Raw genomic sequence first — 19,083 nt, forward strand, 5'->3', positions numbered from 1 at the left:
ATCAACCATCTTCCCTTGAGTTTCCGAGAGGTAACCATGTCCGCTTCCTGCAAGAGCCTCGGTGCCGCGTTCGCAATCGCGCTCGCCGCAGGCACCGTTTCAGTCGTCGCACCGACTGCATCTGCAGCCACCGACGGTTCCAATGTCGTCATCAACGAGGTCTACGGCGGTGGCGGTAACTCGGGTGCCGAATTCACCCACGACTTCGTCGAGCTGTACAACCCGACTGACAAGGACATTGACATCACCGGTTGGAAGCTTGACCAGCAGTCCGCCAAGGGCAGCTCGGGCGCAATCGTTTCGCTCAAGGGCGTCATCCCCGCCGGCGGATACTTCCTCATCCAGGGAAATCCAGGCGACAATGGCGCGGGCGAAGCACTCCCCGCTCCCGACCAGGAGGCAGGCTTCAACTTCAGCGCTTCAAAGGCCATTGCCGTTCTCTCGGACGCTAATGGCGAGGTAGACCGCGTCGGCTGGGGCAGTGCCGCAAAGCCGGAGGGCACAGCAGCCTCCGGCACCGCAAACGGTACATCCGTCCAGCGCAAGACCGTCGGCGTTGATACCGACAACAACGTGGATGATTTCACCGTCGCCGCGCCGACGCCACAGAACTCGGGCAGTGCCGGTGAAGCTCCTATTGACCCCGCCCCGGAGGATCCGGCGGATCCGGCGCCTCAGCCCGAGCAGCCGCAGCCGGGCGAGATCACCCCGATCGCCGAGATCCAGGGCACCGGCGCTAAGTCACCGTTGGAAGGGAAGACGGTGACCACCGAAGGCGTCGTCACGGCGGTGTACGACGAAGGTGGCAAGAACGGCTTCTTCCTCCAGACCGCAGGTACCGGCGGAGAGGCGAAGAACCCGGACGACGCCTCTGACGGCATCTTCATCTACATGGGCGGCAACCAGAACTACCCGAAACGCGGGGATTCTCTGCAGGTCACCGGTAGAGTCAGCGAGTTCTTCAACCAGACGCAGATCACCGCGTCGACTATTGCACAGCTCGACGAAGCGCTTGAATCTCCCAAGGCCATCGAAATCGACACCCTTCCAGCCGGCGACGAGGCCCGCGAGCCCTTTGAGGGCATGCTCGTGCGACCGAAGCGCTACACGGTGACCAACAACTACACCCTGAACACTCATGGAGACCTGGGGCTCGCTCCGGGCGAAAAGGCGTTCCGCAACCCGACCGATGAGATCGCACCGGACAAGGCCAAGGTTGCTGAGATGAATGCCCAGCAGGCGGCAGAGGTTGTCTACCTCGACGACGGCCGAACCCGCGATTACTTCAGGAAAGACAAGACCACCCCTCTGCCTTACCTTGTCACTTCCGACGGTGGCGTGAAGTCCATCCGAACCGGCGACCAGGTGGAGTTCCAAAACGACGTGGTAGTGGATTACTCCTTCGAGCAGTGGCGCTTCCAGCCGCTGCAGCCGATCACCGGCAAGAGCGCGGCAGAAGAACTACCGATCACTTGGGAAGACTCCCGCAAAGACGCTTACGATGACATCGACAACGTCGCTGGCGACTACTCCATCGGCTTCTTCAACGTGCTGAACTACTTCAGCAGCCTTGGTGTCGACGAACAGAATTGCAAGCCGTACAAAGACATTTACGGTGAACCCGTTGCCACAAACAGGTGCAAAGTTCGCGGCGCCTACTCGCACAAAGCCTTCCAGAACCAGCAGGCAAAGATCGTCACGGCCATCAACAAACTGGACACCGACGTCCTCGGTCTGTCCGAAATCGAGAACACGTACGGACTGACCGGCGATGAGTCCAGGCGCGATGAAGCCCTACAGAACCTTGTTGACGCTCTCAACGAAGCTGCGAAGGAAAACAAGTGGGACCTAGTGAAGTCTCCCCAGAAGCTGGGCACTGACGAGGATGTCATCCGCGTTGCGTTCATCTACCAGCCGGCAAAGGTGAAGCCGGTCGGAGAATCCATCATCTTCGATGACGATGCTTTCACAGGCACTGCGCGTCAACCGCTGGCCCAAGAGTTCGACACTGTCGGCAACGAAAAGGACAAGAATTTTGTTGCTGTAGCGAACCACTTCAAGTCGAAGGGCTCTGTTGTAAATGGCGATGACGACCAGGGAGATGGACAGGGCAACAACGCCCAGGTTCGAGAGGAGCAGGCTGAAGCACTGCTGAAGCACCTTGGCGAACAGAAGAACTGGGCCACCCTTCCGACCTTCCTCGTCGGGGACTTCAACGCATACACAATGGAAGATGCAATCACCGCGTTTAAGGACGCTGGTTTCAGCATCGTCCACTCCGACAAGGACTACGACCAGGCTTCCTACCAGTTTGACGGCCAGCTCGGTTCTCTTGATCACATTCTTGCGAACGATGCGGCCATGGAGCTTGTAAAGGATTCCTCTGTCTGGAACATCAACGGCGACGAGTCGGTTGCGTTCGAGTACTCGCGCCGCAATTACAACTCCCAAGACTTCTTCGGCGACGGCGATAACCCGATTTACGGCTACGGCAACCCGTTCCGTTCCTCCGACCATGACCCGATCAAGGTTGGCTTCGGCACCAAGCTCGACGAAAAAGATGCCGACAAGTTCGCCCCAGAAGCAAGCGAGGCCATCACCGTCACTCAGGGCGATGAGCTGCCCGATGCGAAGAGCACAGTGGAGGACGCAGACCAGCTGCCGGCGGACACCAAATTCGAGTGGACCAAGCCTGCAAACACCGACACTGTCGGCGATGGCCAAGAAGGCGAGATCACCGTCACGTACCCGGACGAGACCGTCGACACGGTGAAGGTCGTCGTGAACGTGAAGCCAAAGGCTGAAGAGGAAGAACCGCAGCCTGAGGACAAGCCGCGCTACATCGTCAAGGCAGAAGTCAACGACTCTGGTGAGCTCGTTGTCACCTACGACGACGGTGATACCGAGAACCTCGGGAACGTCAAGGGCGCTGACGGTAAGCCAGGCGAGCCGGGCAAGCAAGGCGAGCCGGGCAAGCAAGGCGAGCCGGGCAAGCAGGGCGAGCCGGGCAAGGACGGCCGCGGTGTGAAGTCCTTCGAGATCAACGATGAAGGCCATTTGATCGTTACCTACTCGGATAACGAAACCGTAGACCTGGGCAAGGTCACCGGCGACAAGGGCGCTGACGGCGAGCCAGGCAAGGACGGCACTGATGGTAAAGACGGCGTCGACGGTGAGCAGGGCCCGAAGGGTGACAAGGGCGACAAGGGCGAGACCGGCGTTGCAGGCCAGGACGGCAAGGACGGTGAGCAGGGCTCGAAGGGCGACAAGGGTGACACCGGCGCCGCAGGCAAGGACGGCGCCAACGGCACCGACGGTCGTGGCATCGCCGAGGCTGTCGTTAACGAAGACGGCGAGCTCGTACTCACCTTCACCGACGGCACGACCCAGAACCTGGGCCGTGTGACCGGCACCGACGGCAAGGACGGCCAGGACGGTAAGCCAGGCCAGGACGGCGAGAAGGGCACAGATGGCCGCGATGGCAAGGACGGCCAGGATGGCGCCAATGGCACCAACGCCCCGGCCGGCGAGGGCTCCAGCGCGAGCGACCGCTGCCTGCCCGCGGTGGGCATCACTGCCCTGCCGCTGCTGGCGCTGATCCCGCTCGGCCTGGCAGCCACCATGGACATTCCGGCGCTGACTCCGGTGAAGGAGCAGGTCGAAAAAGTCGGCGAGCAGTTGCCGGTTCCGGTGGAGACCGCCGCCGGTATCGCTGGCGCCGCCGTGGCAATCGCGGCGATCGCCACGCTGGCAACGGTGTGCAGCACAGAGGGTGGCTCCTCTAAGTAGGACCACTACTCACACCACGCGTCAGCCCCGACCCGGGAATCTCCCGCATCGGGGCTTCCCGCATTGAAAACAGTTTCCAATAATGGTTGGATATCCTCTATGCGAAATCGTTTTCACCCCTCTCCCCTGGCCGCGATTGCGGCAACTGCTCTTGCTGGTGCGGCGCTGGCCGGATGCTCGTCGGAAAGCAATGATGCAAACGGCAGCGACATGATCGCCACCACCAACGTCTGGGCGGACGTGGCCTCCGCGGTCACGGGCGAGGACGTGGACGCGATCATCACCGGTGATGCGGTGGATCCGCACCACTACGAGCCGTCTGCGAAGGACCTCTCGCGCATCAAGGGAGCGGACACCGTCGTAGCCAACGGCGGCGCGTACGACGCCGCGCTCTACACCGCCGCTGAGCAGGACCGCATCATCTACGCGATCCCGCTTCTCGACGAGCACGAGGCCCACGAGCACGACCACGAACATGCTCACGACCACGCGCACATGCCCAACTCCCTGGACGAGCTCGAGCACGCCTGGTTCGCGCCGGAGAAGGTGCTGCAGGTCGCAGAGGACATTGCGGATCGCACCGGCGGGGACGCGTCAGACGTCAAGCAGCGCATCGGCGACATCCAATCCAAGCTCAACGCGGTGCCGCACGTGCACATCGGCATGACTGAGACGATCGCGGCCGGCCTGGTGTGGGGCACGGAGCTGCACGACATCACGCCCGAGGAGTATGTCAAGGCCAGCCTGAACCACCAGGAGCCGTCCGCATCTGCGGTGGCAGCCTTCCTGGAGCAGATCGAGCGCGGCGAGCTGGACATGCTGTTTGTGAACCCGCAGAGCACCAACAGCGCCACCCAGCGGTTGGCGGATGCGGCGAAGGCGCATAATGTTCCCGTTGTTGAAATTCGGGAGACGCCCCCGGCCGGCCAGAACTTCCTGGACTACTTCGAGGAGATCGTGAGTCAGATCACCGACATCGCAGCCCACGCCGAGCCGACCGGCCACCACCACTAGGAATTGCCAATTTGATCGCTGAGCTTCGCAGCGCCGCCGTCGAACCACTCTGGCGCGACCTCACCCTCACCGTCGAGCCCGGGGAATTCATCGCGGTGCTCGGCCCAAACGGCGTAGGCAAATCCACCCTGCTGGGCACGCTGATGGGCACGCGCAAGCTCAGTTCCGGAGCTGCGAACGTCCACGGCCAGATCGGCTTCATCCCACAGCAGCACATGTTCCCAAAGGACTTGCCGGTGCGCGGGCGCGACCTTGTTGCGTTGGCGATGGGAAAGCGGGCGAGACCGGAGGACGTCGATAAGCAATTGGCTTCTGTGGGGGCGCAATCCTTTTCCGAGCGGCGCGTGGGGGTACTCTCCGGCGGCCAGCAACAGCTCATCCGCCAGGCGCAGGCATTCTCGCAGACCCCAGAGCTTTTGCTTTGCGACGAGCCCCTGCTCTCCCTCGACCCCGCCCGCGCACGCGACACCGTGCAGCGCCTCGCCGAGCACCCCGCGGCCGTGGTGTGCGTGACGCACTCGATCAACCCGGTGATGGGCGTTGTGGACCGGGTGCTCTACCTCGGCCCGGAAGGCCACGTGGTAGGCAGCGTTGCAGAAGTCATGCGCTCCGAGGTGCTCAGCGAGCTCTACGGCACCCGCGTGGACGTAGTGGAGGTTGACGGACGGATGGTGGTCCTGTGAGTGCGTTTTTAGCAGACACTTCGTACCTGCTCAGCCAAGACTTCGTGCAGACAACGCTTGCGGCGTGCGCGCTTCTGGGATTGTTGTCCGGGGTGATGGCGCCGCTGATCGTGCTGCGCCAGATGTCGTTTTCGGTGCACGCGACCTCGGAGCTCGCGCTCATGGGTGCCTCCGCGGCGCTGCTGTTCGGGCTGAACGTCGGTTTCGGCGCCGTGGCGGGCGCGGTGGTCGCTGCCCTGGTGCTGGCGGCGCTGGGGCTGAAGGGCCAGCAGGATTCCGCGGTGGGTGTGGCCATGAGCTTCGGCATGGCCCTGTCCGTGCTGTTCATCCACCTGTATCCAGGAAACTCGAACCGGGCGCTGGCGCTGCTGACCGGCCAGATTGTTGGCGTGTCGGCGCAGAACGTGATGCTGCTGGCAGGCACAACGGTGCTGGTTGCAGGCGCCGTGCTGGTTCTGTGGCGGCCGCTACTGTTCTCCTCCGCGGACCCCGTGATGGCCGCCGCGTGCGGCGTTCCCGTGCGCACGATGGCGCTGGTGTTCGCGGTACTCGTGGGCATCGCGTCGGCCCAGTCAGTGCAGATCGTCGGCGCGTTGCTGGTGATGTCGCTGCTGATCACCCCGGGGGCGTCCGCCGCTCAGGTGACGGCAAACCCGAAGCTTGCGGTGGTGCTGTCCATCGTGTTCGCGGAAGTCGCGGCCATAGGCGGGATGGTGCTTTCGCTCGCCCCAGGTATGCCGGTGAGTGTGTTCGTGGCCTTTATCTCGTTCGGGATCTACCTGGTGTGCCGAGTGATCGGCCGGGTACGCGGCTAGCGGTACTCCCTGTAGTCCGCAGGCGTAGCGCCCTTTTCCACCGCGGCGGCGGCTGCGGCAAGGAAGTCGCGGCGCACCTTCTTCTGCCCCAGCTCGCGACCGGACACCGACAAACGGATCGTGTTGCCTTTCTCCGCGCCTCGCTCGGCGGCCTTGATCACGTTGCGGCGCCACCACTTCGCCGCACCGTAGCCCTCACCCACCGACAAGTTTCGCGCCTGTGCGAATTTGCCCCGCTTGATGCGGTAGATGCCCTTCGTGGAGGCAGCGACGGTAAAACCGAACTCGTCGAGCACCTTCAACGTGCCGTCCGACATGCGCCAGCGCGGCGGCGCGAACATATCCAAGTCGAAACCGAGCGCCGACATCTGACGCGTGGCGCCTTTGAGACGAAGCCTCGCCTCGTGCTCGCCCAAACTGGCAAACTCGCTGCGCCTTCCCTGCACCGGCTGGTCGAAGCCGTTGAGCATGAGCGCGCGGTTGCCGAGCTGCTCGGCGAGCCAGGCGCGGGTGCCACCGTCCTTGGCAAGGTGCCACTTTTTGTCAATGTGGGGCGCAACCAGCAGTGAAACGGGCATCCCCTCGCGGTCCAGGTCGCGCACCATGCTGGTGACGTCCTCCAACGTCGCGTCGAAGATGGAGGAAATGGAGACAAGCACGCGCCCAGGCATAGGGGAGATTATCGCACACGAAAACACTCTGCGCCGGGTGAAGATTTTCGACACCATTCGAACGGCTGTTCTATCTCGGTAGGGTCGTGTCGGAGGGGGTCCTACGATGCGTAGTCAAGTGGAATGAAAGGAGGTGCTCAAGATGAGCGCAGTGCTCGACCAAGCGGTCAACCAAATCGTCGCCGGGCTGCGTTCGCTTGCCGACGTAATGCGCGACCCCGACACTCTCCACCTCGCCTCCACCCACGTGGCCATGGAGCGCCTCCACGCCTGCCTACCGTTGCTGTCCAACGCGGACGCGGCGTTCGCGTTCCTCTGCGACCGGGACGGCGCGGGCGCTCTTGTCGGCGCGAACCACGCCGTGGAGTATCTGACACGGAGCTTGGGCTTGTCTCGTCGAGAAGCGTTTGCGCTCCTGGAGCAGGGCAGGAAGCTCTACGGCGAACCCGAGGTGCCTGAGCCGGAGCCGAGCGACGACGAAACGGACCGCGAGCGCAAAGAGCAGGAGGCACAAGCGCGACGCAAGAAGGCGCGCGAGGCACAGGAGCGGGCGCGACGAGCTGCTGAGAAGGCCAACGCGGAGAAGAAGCGAATCATCACCGACGCGCTGAAGGACCTCAACGAGCACGCCAACCCCGGCTACCAGGAGATCCTCGCCGAGGCGTTGGCGGCCGCCGAGTCCCTCACCGCCGAGGAGCTCCGGAAGTTCGTCCGCGACCAGGTCAAGCGCGCCAACAAGCGCGGACGCAACTACGACGGCGAGAAAGACCCCCTCGCGGCCTGGAAGAAGCGGGGCATCTGGCTCGGGGAACCGGACGCGGACGGCGGCTCGCACTTCAGTGGCTACCTCGACGCCGCGTCACGGGCGAAGCTGGAGTCCTGCCTCGCCGCCGGCGACCACATGGGTTCCAACATGGAGGGCGTGGACGCCGCGAAGCGGGACAGCCGGCGCAAACACCAGCGCCGCCTCGACCAACTCATGAACGTGCTGGACCGCTACGGCGATGCCGCCACGAAGTCCCGCGGCGGGGTGGGCACGGTGGTGATCTCGCTGACGCTCGACGACCTGCTGGAGGCGGATGCCTTCACCGAGTTCGCCACCAACACCTCGGTGTCGCTCACCCCGCTCGACATCGTGCGTTTGGGGCTTGCCGGGGACAGCTTCATCCTTCAACTCGACTCGGCCACCGGCGTTCCGCTATCCCTCGGCCGCACCCGCCTAGCCTCCGTGGAGCAGAAACTCGTGCTGCTGGCCATGCAGGGTGTGTGCGCCTGGAACGGCTGCACCAAGCCGGGCGTCGAACTCGAGGCCCACCACCTGGACTCCTACCTCAGCGGCGGGCTGACGAGCATCGACAACCTGGTCCTACTGTGCCGCGAGCACCACATGTGCAACAACGACAACAAAGACGGTGCCGGCAACAAGGGCCACTTCGGCCGCGACCCCGACACCGGCGACGTGCACTACCACCCCGCCAACGGAGCCCCACCCAGGCACACGACCACCTACCAGTACCGCAATTCGCCTGGTCAGAGGCTTGCCAAAAAGGCGAGGTCACGGCACGGCGGCAACCAAAAACGCCCGCCGGACCCGGCCCTATTCGAACCGGACGGTTAAACCGCCCCTGCCTTCACCAGCGCCCACGCGTACTCGAACGCGGTCTGCTTCCACTTGGCGTAGCGCCCGGACACGCCGCCGTGCCCTGCGGACATCTCCGTCTTCAGCAGGATCTCGCCTGCGGTGCCCACCTCGCGCAGCTTGGCCACCCACTTCGCGGGCTCGACGTAGAGCACGCGGGTGTCGTTCAAGCTCGTCACCGCGAGAATATCCGGGTAGTCCTGCGCGGTGATGTTCTCGTACGGGGCGTACTTCGCCATGTAGTCGTACACCTCGGGGTCGTGGTACGGGTCGCCCCACTCCTCCCACTCGCCCACCGTCAGCGGCAACTCCGGCTTCAGAATGGAGGTCAGCGGATCCACGAACGGCACGATCGCGAGAACGCCGGCGAACTTCTCCGGCGCCATGTTCGCCACCGCGCCCATGAGCAGGCCGCCGGCGGAGCCGCCCTCTGCGACCAGCTGCTCGTGGGTGGTCAACCCCAGCTCCACGACGCGGTCCGCGCACGCGATGAAGTCGGTGAACGTGTTTGCCTTGTGCAGCATCTTGCCGTTGTCGTACCATGCGCGGCCCATCTCACCGCCGCCTCGAACGTGGGCGCACACCCACACCATGCCGCGGTCGAGCAGACTCAGCCGTGCCACGGAGAACCCCGGATCCGTGGACGCTTCGTAGGAGCCGTAGCCATACAGCAGGGCAGGCGCTGGGCCTTCGACACCCTTGCGGCGCACCACCGAAATCGGCACCTGCTCGCCGTCCGGAGCGGTTGCCCACTCGCGGAAAGCCTCGTACTCGTCCGGGTTGTAGCCGCCCTCGACCTCTTTTTCCTTCAACAGGGTCAGCTCTCCGGTCGCAACCGTGTAGTCCAACACCTGCGAGGGCTGGGTGTACGAGGAGTAGCCAATGCGCACCACCGGGGCGTCCCACTCCGGGTTGCCGCCGAGACCCACGGTGTAGAGTTCCTCGGAGAACTCCAACTCCATAAACTCGCCGAAGCCACCGTCGAGCGTTGCCACGGCCAGCCGCGGGATCCCGCCGCTCCTGTAGGCCATCAACAAAAAGTCGCGGTAAGTGTCGATCGCTTCGATGCGCACGGTCTCGGAGTGCTCCACCAGCACGGGCAGCTCCCGCAGGGGCGCCACAGCACCGACCGGGGTCGTCGCAACGCAGAAGTTCGCCCCGTGCGCGTTGTGGGTGACTACCCAGTGCTCTTCGCCGTCAACGACGCAGAAGTCCGGGTGGTACTCGATGCCCGCTTCGCGCTCCCACAGCACCTCAAACTCGCCGGTGGGGTCAGCCAAGTCGAGCACGCGGTATTCGGAGGTCAACGACGACGACGCGATGATCATGAGGAAGCGTTCCGCGCGGTCCGCGCCCACGCCGACACCGAACTTCTCGTCCGTTTCCTCGTACACCAGCACGTCTTCGGAAGCGGGTGTGCCCAGCTTGTGGCGCCAGATCTGGTGGGGACGCCAGGCGTCGTCGCAGCGGACGTAGAACAGGTAGTCCTCGCCCGCCCAGGTCGCTCCGTAGAAGAGGCCCTCAAGTTCGTCGTCGAGCAGTTCACCGGTCTCCAAATTCTTGAACCGCATGGTGAAGCGCTCGTCGCCCTCGGTGTCGAAGGAGTACGCGAGCAGGCGGCCCGAGGTGGACACGGACGATGCCCCGAGCGCGAAGAACTCGTGCCCGGCGGCGAGCTCGTTGACGTCGAGAAGCACCTGCTCCCCCGGCATGTCCTCGGTGACCTCAGGCGGGGTCCACGGGTCATCGGCGGTCGGAACGCGGCACGAGATGCCGTAGTCCTTGCCCTCGATGGTGCGGCCGTAGTACCACCAGTCGCCCTGGCGCTGCGGCACGGACATGTCGGTCTCTTTGATACGGGATTTGATCTCGCCGTAGACGTCGTCCACCAGCCCGGACCAGGCGGACGTTTTCTCCTCCGTATAGGCGTTTTCGGCCTCGAGGTGCGCGATGACCTCGGGGTTGTCCTTGTCGCGCAGCCACTCGTAGTTGTCCACGAACTCGCGGCCGTGAAACTTGCGGACAATCGGGCGTTTCTCAGCTACGGGTGGGATCATGCGTGCTCCCCCGGCCATTCGGAGAAGCGGCGGCCAGAAAGGCGCTCGTACGCCTCGATGTAGCGGTCGCGGGTTGCCTCCACGACGGAGCCGGGCAGCTCCGGCGGCGTGGTGCCTTCCTCCTGGTCCCAGCCGGACTTCGGGCCGGTGAGCCAGTTGCGCACGTATTGCTTGTCAAAGCTGGGCTGGCTGCGTCCTTCTTCGTAGCCGTCGGCGGGCCAGTAGCGGGAAGAATCCGGCGTGAGCACTTCGTCGGCGAGCACGAGCTCGCCGTTTTCGTCCAGGCCGAACTCGAGCTTGGTGTCGGCGAGGATGATGCCCTTGGTCTCCGCGTAGTCGGCGGCGCGGCGGTACACCTCGAGCGTGGCGTCCCGCAGGCGCTGCGCGAGGTCCGCGCCGAGTTTTCCTGCCATGTGCTCGAAGGTGACGTTGATGTCGTGGTCGCCCTGCTCAGCCTTGGTGGCGGGGGTGAAAATCGGCTCGTCCAGCTTCGACGCCTCAGTCAGCCCCTCGGGCAGCTTCACGCCGCAAACACGGCCGGTGGCGTCGTATTCCTTCTTGCCGGAGCCAGTGAGGTAGCCGCGGGCCACGCACTCGAACGGCACCATGTCCAGCTTCTTCACCACCATGGCGCGGCCGAGGACGTCTTCGGGGATACGTTCGTCGTCGATCGGGCCGGCCAGGTGGTTCGGCACGTCGGAAAGCAGGTCGAAGAAGAACATGGAGGTAGCGGTGAGGATCCGCCCCTTGTCCGGGATCGCCGGTTCGAGGGAGAAGTCGAAGGCGGAGATGCGGTCTGTCGCGACCATGAGCAGGGTCTGCTCATCCACCTCGTAGATCTCGCGAACCTTGCCGCCGGAGATGTGTGAGTAATCTGAAAGCTCTGGACGCATGCGCGCTAGTATATGCGCCGTGAAAAACCGCGCTACCGTTGTCCTCCTCCCGCTCATCCTCGCAGCGTGCACCGCACCTTCGGAGTTCAGCGGAGAGATGCCGGATTTCTATCCTTCGCGCGACGGCGCCACATTCCGTTTCGGCCAGACCGCAAAAATCCTCACCGAGGACGTGCGTTACCACGTGCCGGTGCAGTGGGAGGTCACGGTGGACGAGCCGACCACCACCCGCGCGCCCCGCAGCGCCGAGCACGCCCGCTCCATCGTGTGCTTCCCCGTCAGCTTCACGCCGGTTGCCATCGGCGAGTTTCCCATGGATGTCACGGTTGCGTTGCCGGAGCTTTTGCCTATCGACGGCGACCTCGCCGCCAACGTGGCCGACCCCAACTACTGCGGCGACTGGGACATCACCGGCTACACCGGCGAACTCGAGGCCAACGAAACCTACACCGGCTTCGTGGCCTCCTGGGAGGGCAGCGCCGACCCAGGAATCATCGGCCGGGGCGTCGAGCTCAAATCCCGCGACGCCACCCTGACCTGGCAATAACTACAGAATGTCGCCCGGGGTGTAGGCGGCGGCCTGCGGATGCGCGTCAACAAGCTTTTGCACCCTCGCGAGCACCCGGTCCACCTGGGACTCGGCCGCGCCGATGAAGGCGTGGCGATCCGAAAGCGCCTCCTCCAACTGCGCCTGGTCCAACGGCAGGCGCTCGTCGGTGGCCAAGCGCTCCACCAGGTTCTGCTCCGCGCCGCGCTCGCGCATGTCCAGCGCCATGGCGACCGCGTTTTCCTTGATCACCTCGTGCGCCGTCTCGCGGCCCACACCAGCGCGCACGGATGCCATGAGGATGCGGGTGGTGGCCAGGAAAGGCAGGTAGCGGTCCAGTTCGCGGTTGATCATGGCCGGGAATGCCCCGAACTCGTCGAGCACGGTGAGCATGGTCTCCAGCTGGCCATCGATGGCGAAGAACGCGTCCGGCAGCGCGACGCGGCGCACCACGGAGCAGAACACGTCGCCCTCGTTCCACTGCTGGCCGGACAAATCCGCCACCATCGTGAGGTAGCCGCGGAGGATGACCTGGAAGCCGCCGACGCGCTCGCAGGAACGCGCGTTCATCTTGTGCGGCATGGCGGAGGAACCGACCTGGCCTTCCTTGAAGCCTTCGGTGACGGTTTCGTTGCCCGCCATGAGGCGGATCGTGGTGGCCAACGAGGACGGTCCCGCGCCCAGCTGCACCAGCGAGGACACGACGTCGAAGTCGAGGGAGCGCGGGTAGACCTGCCCCACCGAATCAAACACGCGGTCAAAGCCGAGCCCTTCCGCGATGCCCTGCTCGAGCTGGGAAAGCTTCTCTTCGTCGCCGCCCATGAGGTCCAGCATGTCTTGCGCGGTGCCCATCGGGCCCTTGATGCCGCGCAACGGATACCGCTCCAGCAGCTCCTCAATGCGCTCGACCGCAACCAGGATCTCATCGGCTGCCGACGCGAAACGCTTGCCCAGGGTCGTCGCCTGCGCCGCCACATTGTGGGAGCGGCCGGCCATGACCAGGGACTTGTACTCGCCGGCGCGGTTGCCCACGGCTTTGAGCAGCGCGATCGCCTTGTCGCGGGTGAGCTCGAGCGCGCGGCGCACCTGCAGCTGCTCCACGTTTTCGGTCAGGTCGCGCGAGGTCATGCCCTTGTGGATTTCTTCGTGGCCGGCCAGCGCGTTGAACTCCTCGATGCGCGCCTTCACGTCGTGGCGGGTAATTTTTTCACGCTCCGCGATCGAGTCCAGGTCCACCTGGTCGATGACTTTCTCGTAGTCTTCGATCGCGCCCGGCTCGACTGAAACACCGAGCTCTTGCTGCGCTTTTAGCACCGCGATCCAGAGCTGGCGCTCCAGGATGATCTTGTGCTCGGGGGCCCACAGGGTGGCCATCTCCGGGGAGGCGTAACGGTTACTCAAAACATTCGCGTTATTCGGCTTCACGTCATTCATCATAGGGAGATGGCACCCTCAATCGCGGGGCGGGCGATGTCCTTGCGGTAGAACGCCCCGGGAAGTTCGATACCTTCGATGATCTGGTACGCCTGCGCAACGGCGTCCTCGAGCGTCGCGCCTTGGCCTACCACGCCAAGCACGCGGCCGCCTGCCGCGACGTACTCACCGTTTTCTTCCTTGGTGCCGGCGTGCAGCACCCGCGAGGGATCGTCCAGCGCCTCGCCGGAGATCACCCCGCCGGTCTTGGCGGCCTGCGGGTAGCCCTCGGCCGCGAGCACCACCATGGCGGCGAAGCCGTCGCGCCACTGCAGCGGCTCCACCTCGTCCAGGCGGCCTTCTGCGACGGCGAGCAGCACGTCCGCCAGCGGGGATTCCAGTAGCGACAGCACCGCCTGGGTCTCTGGGTCTCCGAAGCGGGCGTTGAACTCCACCACTGCCGGGCCCTGCGGCCCCCAAGCGGCGCCGATGTACAAAAGCCCCTGGTACGGGGTCCCGCGGCGCACCATTTCTTCCGCCACCGGGCGCGCGATGGTGTCCACGATTGTCTGCACGCCATCCGCTGGCAACCACGGCAGCGGCGCGTACGCACCCATGCCACCGGTGTTGGGGCCCTCGTCATTGTCGTAGGCGCGCTTGTGGTCCTGTGCGGGCAGCAGCGGTACCACCGTCTCGCCGTCCACCAGGCAGAATAGCGAGACCTCGGGGCCTTCCAGGAAGGATTCGAACAACACCGGGTTGCCAGCCCCGATCACCGCCTCCGCGTGCGCTTTCGCCTCGGCGCGGTCCTCGGTGACCACCACGCCCTTGCCGCCTGCCAGGCCGTCGTCCTTGACCACGTAGCGCGGGCCGTACTCGTCCAGCGCGGCCCCAACGTCCGACGCCTTCTCGACGCGGGTCGCCGACGCGGTGAGCACCCCCGCCGCGGCCATGACGTCCTTGGCAAAAGCCTTGGACCCCTCGAGCTGCGCCGCGGCCTTCGTCGGGCCGAACACCGGCACGCCGGCTTCGATCAGCGCGTCGGCTGCGCCCGCAACCAGGGGCACCTCCGGGCCGATCACCACAAGCTCCGCGTCGATGTCGCGGGCCAGCGCCACAATCTCGTCCGGGGAGGCGACGTCGACGGACCGTACCGTCGCTAAGCGGGACATGCCCGCGTTACCCGGTGCGACGGTAAGTTCGTGGCCTTGCATTGCGTTGAGTAGGGCGTGTTCACGGCCGCCCGAACCGATGACAAGGATGCGCATGCGCCCCAATTTACCGGTAGCGTCGATAATCATGAGCACCGTATTCAGCAAGATCATCGCCGGCGAGATCCCGGGCCGCATCGTGTACCAGGACGACACCGTCGCAGCCTTCCTCACAATCGAACCCGTCGCCTACGGCCACACGCTGGTCGTGCCGGTGGAAGAGATCGACAAGTGGACCGACATCCCAGCAGAGCTGTGGTCGCACATGAACGAGGTCGCCCAAAACATCGGCCGCGTCATCGTGGAAAAGTTCAACGCAGAGCGCGCCGGCTACCTCATCGCCGGCTTCGAGGTGCCACACGCCCACATCCACGTGTTCCCCGCCAACGACATGTCGGGCTACACGCTGTCTACCGCGATGCGCCACGATGAGACCGACGCGGAGAAGATGGACGCCGCCGCGGACACCATCCGAGAAGCTCTTAGAGCGCAGGAAGCGAAATAGTAAACGTCGAGCCCTCCCCCGGCGCGGTGGTCACTTTCACGGTGCCGTGGTGCGCCTCAATGAGGGACTTGGTGATGGCCAGGCCCAGCCCCGAACCGCCGGTGGCGCGGTTGCGGGAGGTGTCGGCGCGGTAGAAGCGCTCGAAGATGTGCTCCGCGTCCTTGGCCTCCATGCCGCGGCCGTTATCGGCGACGTCGATGACAACGCGGTCGAGGTTCTTGCGGATAGTCACGGTGACTTCCGCGTCCGGGCCCGCGTGCTTGTAGGCGTTGGTGATCAGGTTCACCAGCACCTGGTGCAGGCGGTCGGGATCGCCGTTGACCTGGGGGACATCTGGGGTGTCTGTGACGACTTCCACGGTCCGGTCCGGGAACGCGGCGTCGACGGTGCTCTTCGCGGACAGCACCCACTCCAGCACGTCCATCGGTTTCTTCTCTAGGCGCGCGCCCTCGGCGCGGGTGAGCGCCAGCAGGTCCTCCACCAGCAGTTGCATGCGGGCGGACTCTTCGTCGATTTTGCCCAGGACCATGTCCGGGTCGTTCGCCATCCCCTTCCGGTACAGCTCGGTGTACCCTCGCACGCTGGTCAGAGGTGTGCGCAGCTCGTGCGAGGCGTCCCCGACAAAGCGGCGCATTTGTTCCTCTTGGGTGCGGGCGTTATCCAGGGAGTCCTGCAACTTCGACACCATGGTGTTCATGGCGAAGGACAAACTGCCCACTTCAGTCTCACGCGGCCAGGCGGGCACACGGCTGTCTGTCTCGCCGTTCGCAATCGCCAACGCCGTGTTCTCCACGATCTTTAGCGGCGCGAGCGCACGGGCCACCATGTAGTTCGCGGCCACGCCGATGCCGAACAGCGCCAGCACACCGACCCCGGCTTCCACCCAGGCGAGCGCACGCAGCATCTTCGCCTCGGTTTCCAGCGACTTGGCCACGTACTGCACGGTGCCGTCGGACTGCTGATGCGCCATCGCCCGCCACTTCACACCTTGGACTTTTTCGTCGACGGAGGGAATGGTGGTGGGGTGGTCGAGGCGCTTCACCTTCGAGTAGTCCGGCGGGTTCACCGATCCCCTGCGCGGCACCAGCTGGTCGTGGCCGGGGTACAGGGTGGCCTGGTTGAACTCGCTGGGCAGGCTCAGGATGTTGAACTGCCAGGCGGGTGTTTGCTGCGCCCACGTTGCCATGCCTTCGCGCAGTTGGTCGTCTGCGCGGTCGACCAAAAAGTAGCGCATGACAAAGTAGATCAGCACCGAGCTCAGCGCGATGCCGATCGTCGATGCGGCCATCACCACCGCGACAAGCTGCCGCTTGAGCGGCTTTTTCGACGGCGCCGTTAACACCGAATACGGCATTGCACTACTGACGCGGGGTGCGCAGCACGTAGCCGACACCGCGGACGGTGTGGATCAGCTGCACGTCGCCGGTGTCGACCTTGCGGCGCAGATACGAGATGTAGGACTCGACTACGTTGCCGTCGCCGCCGAAGTCGTAGTGCCACACGTTGTCCAGGATCTTCGCCTTGGACACCACAACCTCGGCATTGAGCATGAGGTAGCGCAGCAGGTTGAACTCGGTGGGCGACAGTTCCACGATCTCGCCGGCCTTGGTCACCTCGTGGGTGTCGTCGTTGAGCGTGAGGTCCGCGTAACGCAGGGTGCTGTCTTCGTTGGAATCTTCGCTGACGTTGCCGCGGCGCAGGATCACGCGCAGGCGGGTGATCACCTCTTCAAGAGAAAAGGGCTTGGTCACGTAGTCGTCCGCGCCGATGGTGAGGCCGTGGATGCGGTCTTCCACTGCGTCCTTCGCGGTGAGGAAGAGCACCGGCGCGTCCAGGCCTTCGGCACGCAGCTTGCTTAGCAGCTCGAAGCCGTCCATCTCCGGCATCATCACGTCGAGGATGTAGGCGTCCGGCTTCCAGGAATGGGCGAGCTCGATGGCTGCGGGACCGGAGTTTGCGGTCTCGACCTCGAACCCTTGGAACTTCAGGGAAACAGTTAATAGCTCCACGATGTTCGGCTCGTCGTCGACGACGAGCACCTTCAGGTTCTGCGAGTTCTCTGCCATGTCAATCACTTTCCGTTTCGTTGCAAAATTCTGCGTTGCAAATTCCGTATTGCTAACAAGATAGAGCGATTAAACCGCACAAGTCTGCGCGTTTCCTGTACGTCCACTGAACGCCCCTAGCGGACTTCCCCCGAAATGTCTCCCCGCACGACAAGCCCCACAAAAGAATTGGAGCTGGAGACGAGACTTGAACTCGCAACCTACGGTTTACAAGACCGTTGCGCTACCAATTGCGCCACTCCAGCAGTGCAGCAAGATCTTACACACGCCCCGCACCTGCGACATAACTGGCCAACCGATAGTGTGAACGTGTGGCAGAAGGTAGCTCATTGTGGGAGAGGATCTCCGGCTCGCGGCAGCGTGTGGCAACGATTGACGAGGCCCGCACGTCCCCGCCGCCGTCCGTCCTCGCGCCCATTAACCTGGCGGATCCCGCCGAGGTCGCGGCGGTGATGAACATCGCCGCACGCATCGGGGAGATCCTCATTGCGAACGCGACGACGTCTGCGGATGCGGCGAAGCAGATCCATACGGTGTGTTCCTCGTACGGCCTGCACTACGTGCACGTGTCGATCACCGTGAACACGATCACGCTTAACACGATCATCGGCGTGGATCAGCGCACCCCGGTGAATGTGTTCCGGGTAGTCACAATGATCAGCGAGAACTACCACAAGCTGCAGGAAGTTGACCGTCTAATCCGTTCGATTCGTTCCGGCGCGACCCCGCCGGAAATGGCGGAGCGGATCCTCAACGACATCGACACCTCGCCAATCCCCCACCGCAACACCCGCAACCTCGCCGGCTGGACGGTGATGGGTTTCTTCGTGGCGATGCTGCTCGGCGGCGACCTACTAATGATGGCCGTCGGCGGCTTGACCGCGTTCCTCATCATGGGCTTCAACAAGCTGCTTTCCCGCGGCGGCCTGCCTGCGTTTTTCCACAACGTCATCGGCGGCTTCCTCGCCACGGTGCCCGCGGCAATCACGTACGACTTCTCCGCGTCGATCGGCCGCACCATCGTGCCCAGCCAGCTAATCGCGACGGGCATCATCGTCCTTCTCGCAGGTCTGACGCTTGTGCAATCACTTCTCGACGGCGTGACCGGCTCCCCCCTCAACGCTTCCGCCCGCTTCTTCTCCGCCATGCTGAACACCGGCGGCATCGTGGCCGGCGTGGCCAGCGGCGTGGCGGTATCAGAGATGGTGGGAATGCCCCTGCCGCCGATTGAGCTTCTCCCCGGCAGCGCAGCGTATTCGAACGCGCTGCTCACCGTGGTCGGCGGCGGCATGGCTGCAGCAGCTTTTGCCGTGTGCTGTTTCGCGGAGCGCGCCGCGATCATCCTGTCTTTTGTCACCGCCGCGCTCGGCTCCGCCTGCTACTACATCCTCCTCGCGCCATTCGGCCTGGGCAGGCTGTCGGCGACCGCGGCCTGCGCCATTGTGGTGGGCCTCGTCGGCGGCCTGATTTCCCGCCGGTTTTTGATCAACCCGGTGATCACGGCCGTAGCGGGCGTGACCCCGTTCTTGCCCGGCTCGTGGATTTACCGTGGCATGTACGCGTTGATGAACGAGCAGATGCTGCTTGGCATGATGAACTTGTTCACCGCCATTGGCACCTGCATGGCCCTGGCCGCCGGTGTGGTGTTCGGCGAGTGGGTTGCGCGCCGCATCCGCCGGCCGCAACTGTATGTGCCGTACCAAGCGTTTAAGCGCGCCGGCCGCTTCACGTTCGAGCAGCTGCTCAGGGTGCGGCGACGCAGATAAGTTCATCGCGTAGG

General features: G+C 64.3%; 15 protein-coding genes and 1 tRNA gene. 8 read left to right on the top strand and 8 right to left on the bottom strand.

Annotated elements, in window-relative coordinates:
* The first annotated feature begins 36 nt into the window (after window positions 1–36).
* From NUW87_RS07780 to NUW87_RS07795, 4 genes are all read left to right on the top strand, one after another.
* Window positions 37–3,789, top strand: a complete 3,753-nt coding sequence (locus tag NUW87_RS07780) for an ExeM/NucH family extracellular endonuclease (protein ID WP_269027945.1) — start codon at window positions 37–39, stop codon at window positions 3,787–3,789.
* A 99-nt stretch (window positions 3,790–3,888) separates the two neighbouring features.
* Window positions 3,889–4,803: a metal ABC transporter solute-binding protein, Zn/Mn family gene (locus NUW87_RS07785; RefSeq protein ID WP_269027946.1), complete on the top strand. Its 915-nt coding sequence runs from the start codon at window positions 3,889–3,891 to the stop codon at window positions 4,801–4,803.
* An 11-nt stretch (window positions 4,804–4,814) separates the two neighbouring features.
* Complete coding sequence (locus NUW87_RS07790; protein ID WP_269027947.1) at window positions 4,815–5,486, top strand: metal ABC transporter ATP-binding protein; 672 nt, start codon at window positions 4,815–4,817, stop codon at window positions 5,484–5,486.
* A complete protein-coding gene (locus NUW87_RS07795) occupies window positions 5,483–6,301 on the top strand; it encodes a metal ABC transporter permease (RefSeq protein ID WP_269027948.1) in 819 nt (272 codons plus the stop codon). Before NUW87_RS07790 ends, NUW87_RS07795 begins: the two co-directional genes overlap by 4 nt.
* Here NUW87_RS07795 and NUW87_RS07800 read toward each other — a convergent pair.
* Complete coding sequence (locus NUW87_RS07800) at window positions 6,298–6,972, bottom strand: DUF2334 domain-containing protein (RefSeq protein ID WP_269027949.1); 675 nt, start codon at window positions 6,970–6,972, stop codon at window positions 6,298–6,300. The two genes, NUW87_RS07795 and NUW87_RS07800, sit on opposite strands and share 4 nt — an antisense overlap.
* A 142-nt stretch (window positions 6,973–7,114) precedes the next feature.
* Between NUW87_RS07800 and NUW87_RS07805 the strand changes: the two genes are divergently transcribed.
* Window positions 7,115–8,590 (top strand): HNH endonuclease signature motif containing protein, encoded by a 1,476-nt coding sequence (locus tag NUW87_RS07805; RefSeq protein ID WP_269027950.1) that lies wholly within the window; start codon window positions 7,115–7,117, stop codon window positions 8,588–8,590.
* Here NUW87_RS07805 and NUW87_RS07810 read toward each other — a convergent pair.
* Window positions 8,587–10,668, bottom strand: coding sequence for a S9 family peptidase (locus tag NUW87_RS07810; RefSeq protein ID WP_269027951.1), 2,082 nt, complete (start codon window positions 10,666–10,668; stop codon window positions 8,587–8,589). The two genes, NUW87_RS07805 and NUW87_RS07810, sit on opposite strands and share 4 nt — an antisense overlap.
* On the bottom strand, window positions 10,665–11,561 hold the full coding sequence (locus NUW87_RS07815) for a phosphoribosylaminoimidazolesuccinocarboxamide synthase (RefSeq protein WP_239218045.1): 897 nt from the start codon (window positions 11,559–11,561) through the stop codon (window positions 10,665–10,667). The genes NUW87_RS07810 and NUW87_RS07815 overlap by 4 nt, the downstream gene beginning before the upstream one ends.
* Window positions 11,562–11,580: 19 nt before the next feature.
* Between NUW87_RS07815 and NUW87_RS07820 the strand changes: the two genes are divergently transcribed.
* Window positions 11,581–12,108 carry a hypothetical protein gene (locus NUW87_RS07820; protein ID WP_269027952.1) on the top strand — a complete coding sequence of 176 codons (528 nt, stop codon included), beginning with the start codon at window positions 11,581–11,583 and terminating at the stop codon, window positions 12,106–12,108.
* Here NUW87_RS07820 and purB read toward each other — a convergent pair whose 3' ends face one another.
* A complete protein-coding gene (gene purB, locus NUW87_RS07825) occupies window positions 12,109–13,542 on the bottom strand; it encodes an adenylosuccinate lyase (protein WP_239218099.1) in 1,434 nt (477 codons plus the stop codon). It abuts the gene before it with no gap.
* On the bottom strand, window positions 13,542–14,789 hold the full coding sequence (gene purD / locus NUW87_RS07830) for a phosphoribosylamine--glycine ligase (protein WP_269027953.1): 1,248 nt from the start codon (window positions 14,787–14,789) through the stop codon (window positions 13,542–13,544). Before purD ends, purB begins: the two co-directional genes overlap by 1 nt.
* A 31-nt stretch (window positions 14,790–14,820) precedes the next feature.
* On the opposite strand from purD, the gene NUW87_RS07835 reads away from it, so the two are divergent.
* Window positions 14,821–15,237, top strand: a complete 417-nt coding sequence (locus NUW87_RS07835; protein WP_239218039.1) for an HIT family protein — start codon at window positions 14,821–14,823, stop codon at window positions 15,235–15,237.
* On the opposite strand, the gene NUW87_RS07840 is transcribed toward NUW87_RS07835, so the two are convergent.
* The 3 genes from NUW87_RS07840 to NUW87_RS07850 all read right to left on the bottom strand — a co-directional run bounded on the left by NUW87_RS07840 (window position 15,215) and on the right by NUW87_RS07850 (window position 17,548).
* On the bottom strand, window positions 15,215–16,591 hold the full coding sequence (locus tag NUW87_RS07840) for a sensor histidine kinase (protein WP_269027954.1): 1,377 nt from the start codon (window positions 16,589–16,591) through the stop codon (window positions 15,215–15,217). The two genes, NUW87_RS07835 and NUW87_RS07840, sit on opposite strands and share 23 nt — an antisense overlap.
* A gap of 4 nt (window positions 16,592–16,595) precedes the next feature.
* Window positions 16,596–17,303: a response regulator transcription factor gene (locus NUW87_RS07845; RefSeq protein ID WP_035000297.1), complete on the bottom strand. Its 708-nt coding sequence runs from the start codon at window positions 17,301–17,303 to the stop codon at window positions 16,596–16,598.
* A gap of 169 nt (window positions 17,304–17,472) precedes the next feature.
* Window positions 17,473–17,548: transfer RNA gene (locus tag NUW87_RS07850), tRNA-Thr, on the bottom strand.
* A gap of 66 nt (window positions 17,549–17,614) precedes the next feature.
* Here NUW87_RS07850 and thrE point away from each other — a divergent pair.
* Entirely contained in the window at window positions 17,615–19,069 is a 1,455-nt protein-coding gene (gene thrE / locus NUW87_RS07855) for a threonine/serine exporter ThrE (protein ID WP_269027955.1), read from the top strand.
* The last annotated feature ends 14 nt before the right edge of the window (window positions 19,070–19,083 follow it).

Source organism: Corynebacterium pilbarense (genome assembly GCF_026930265.1).
In the GTDB taxonomy this organism is placed as follows: Bacteria; Actinomycetota; Actinomycetes; order Mycobacteriales; family Mycobacteriaceae; genus Corynebacterium; species Corynebacterium pilbarense.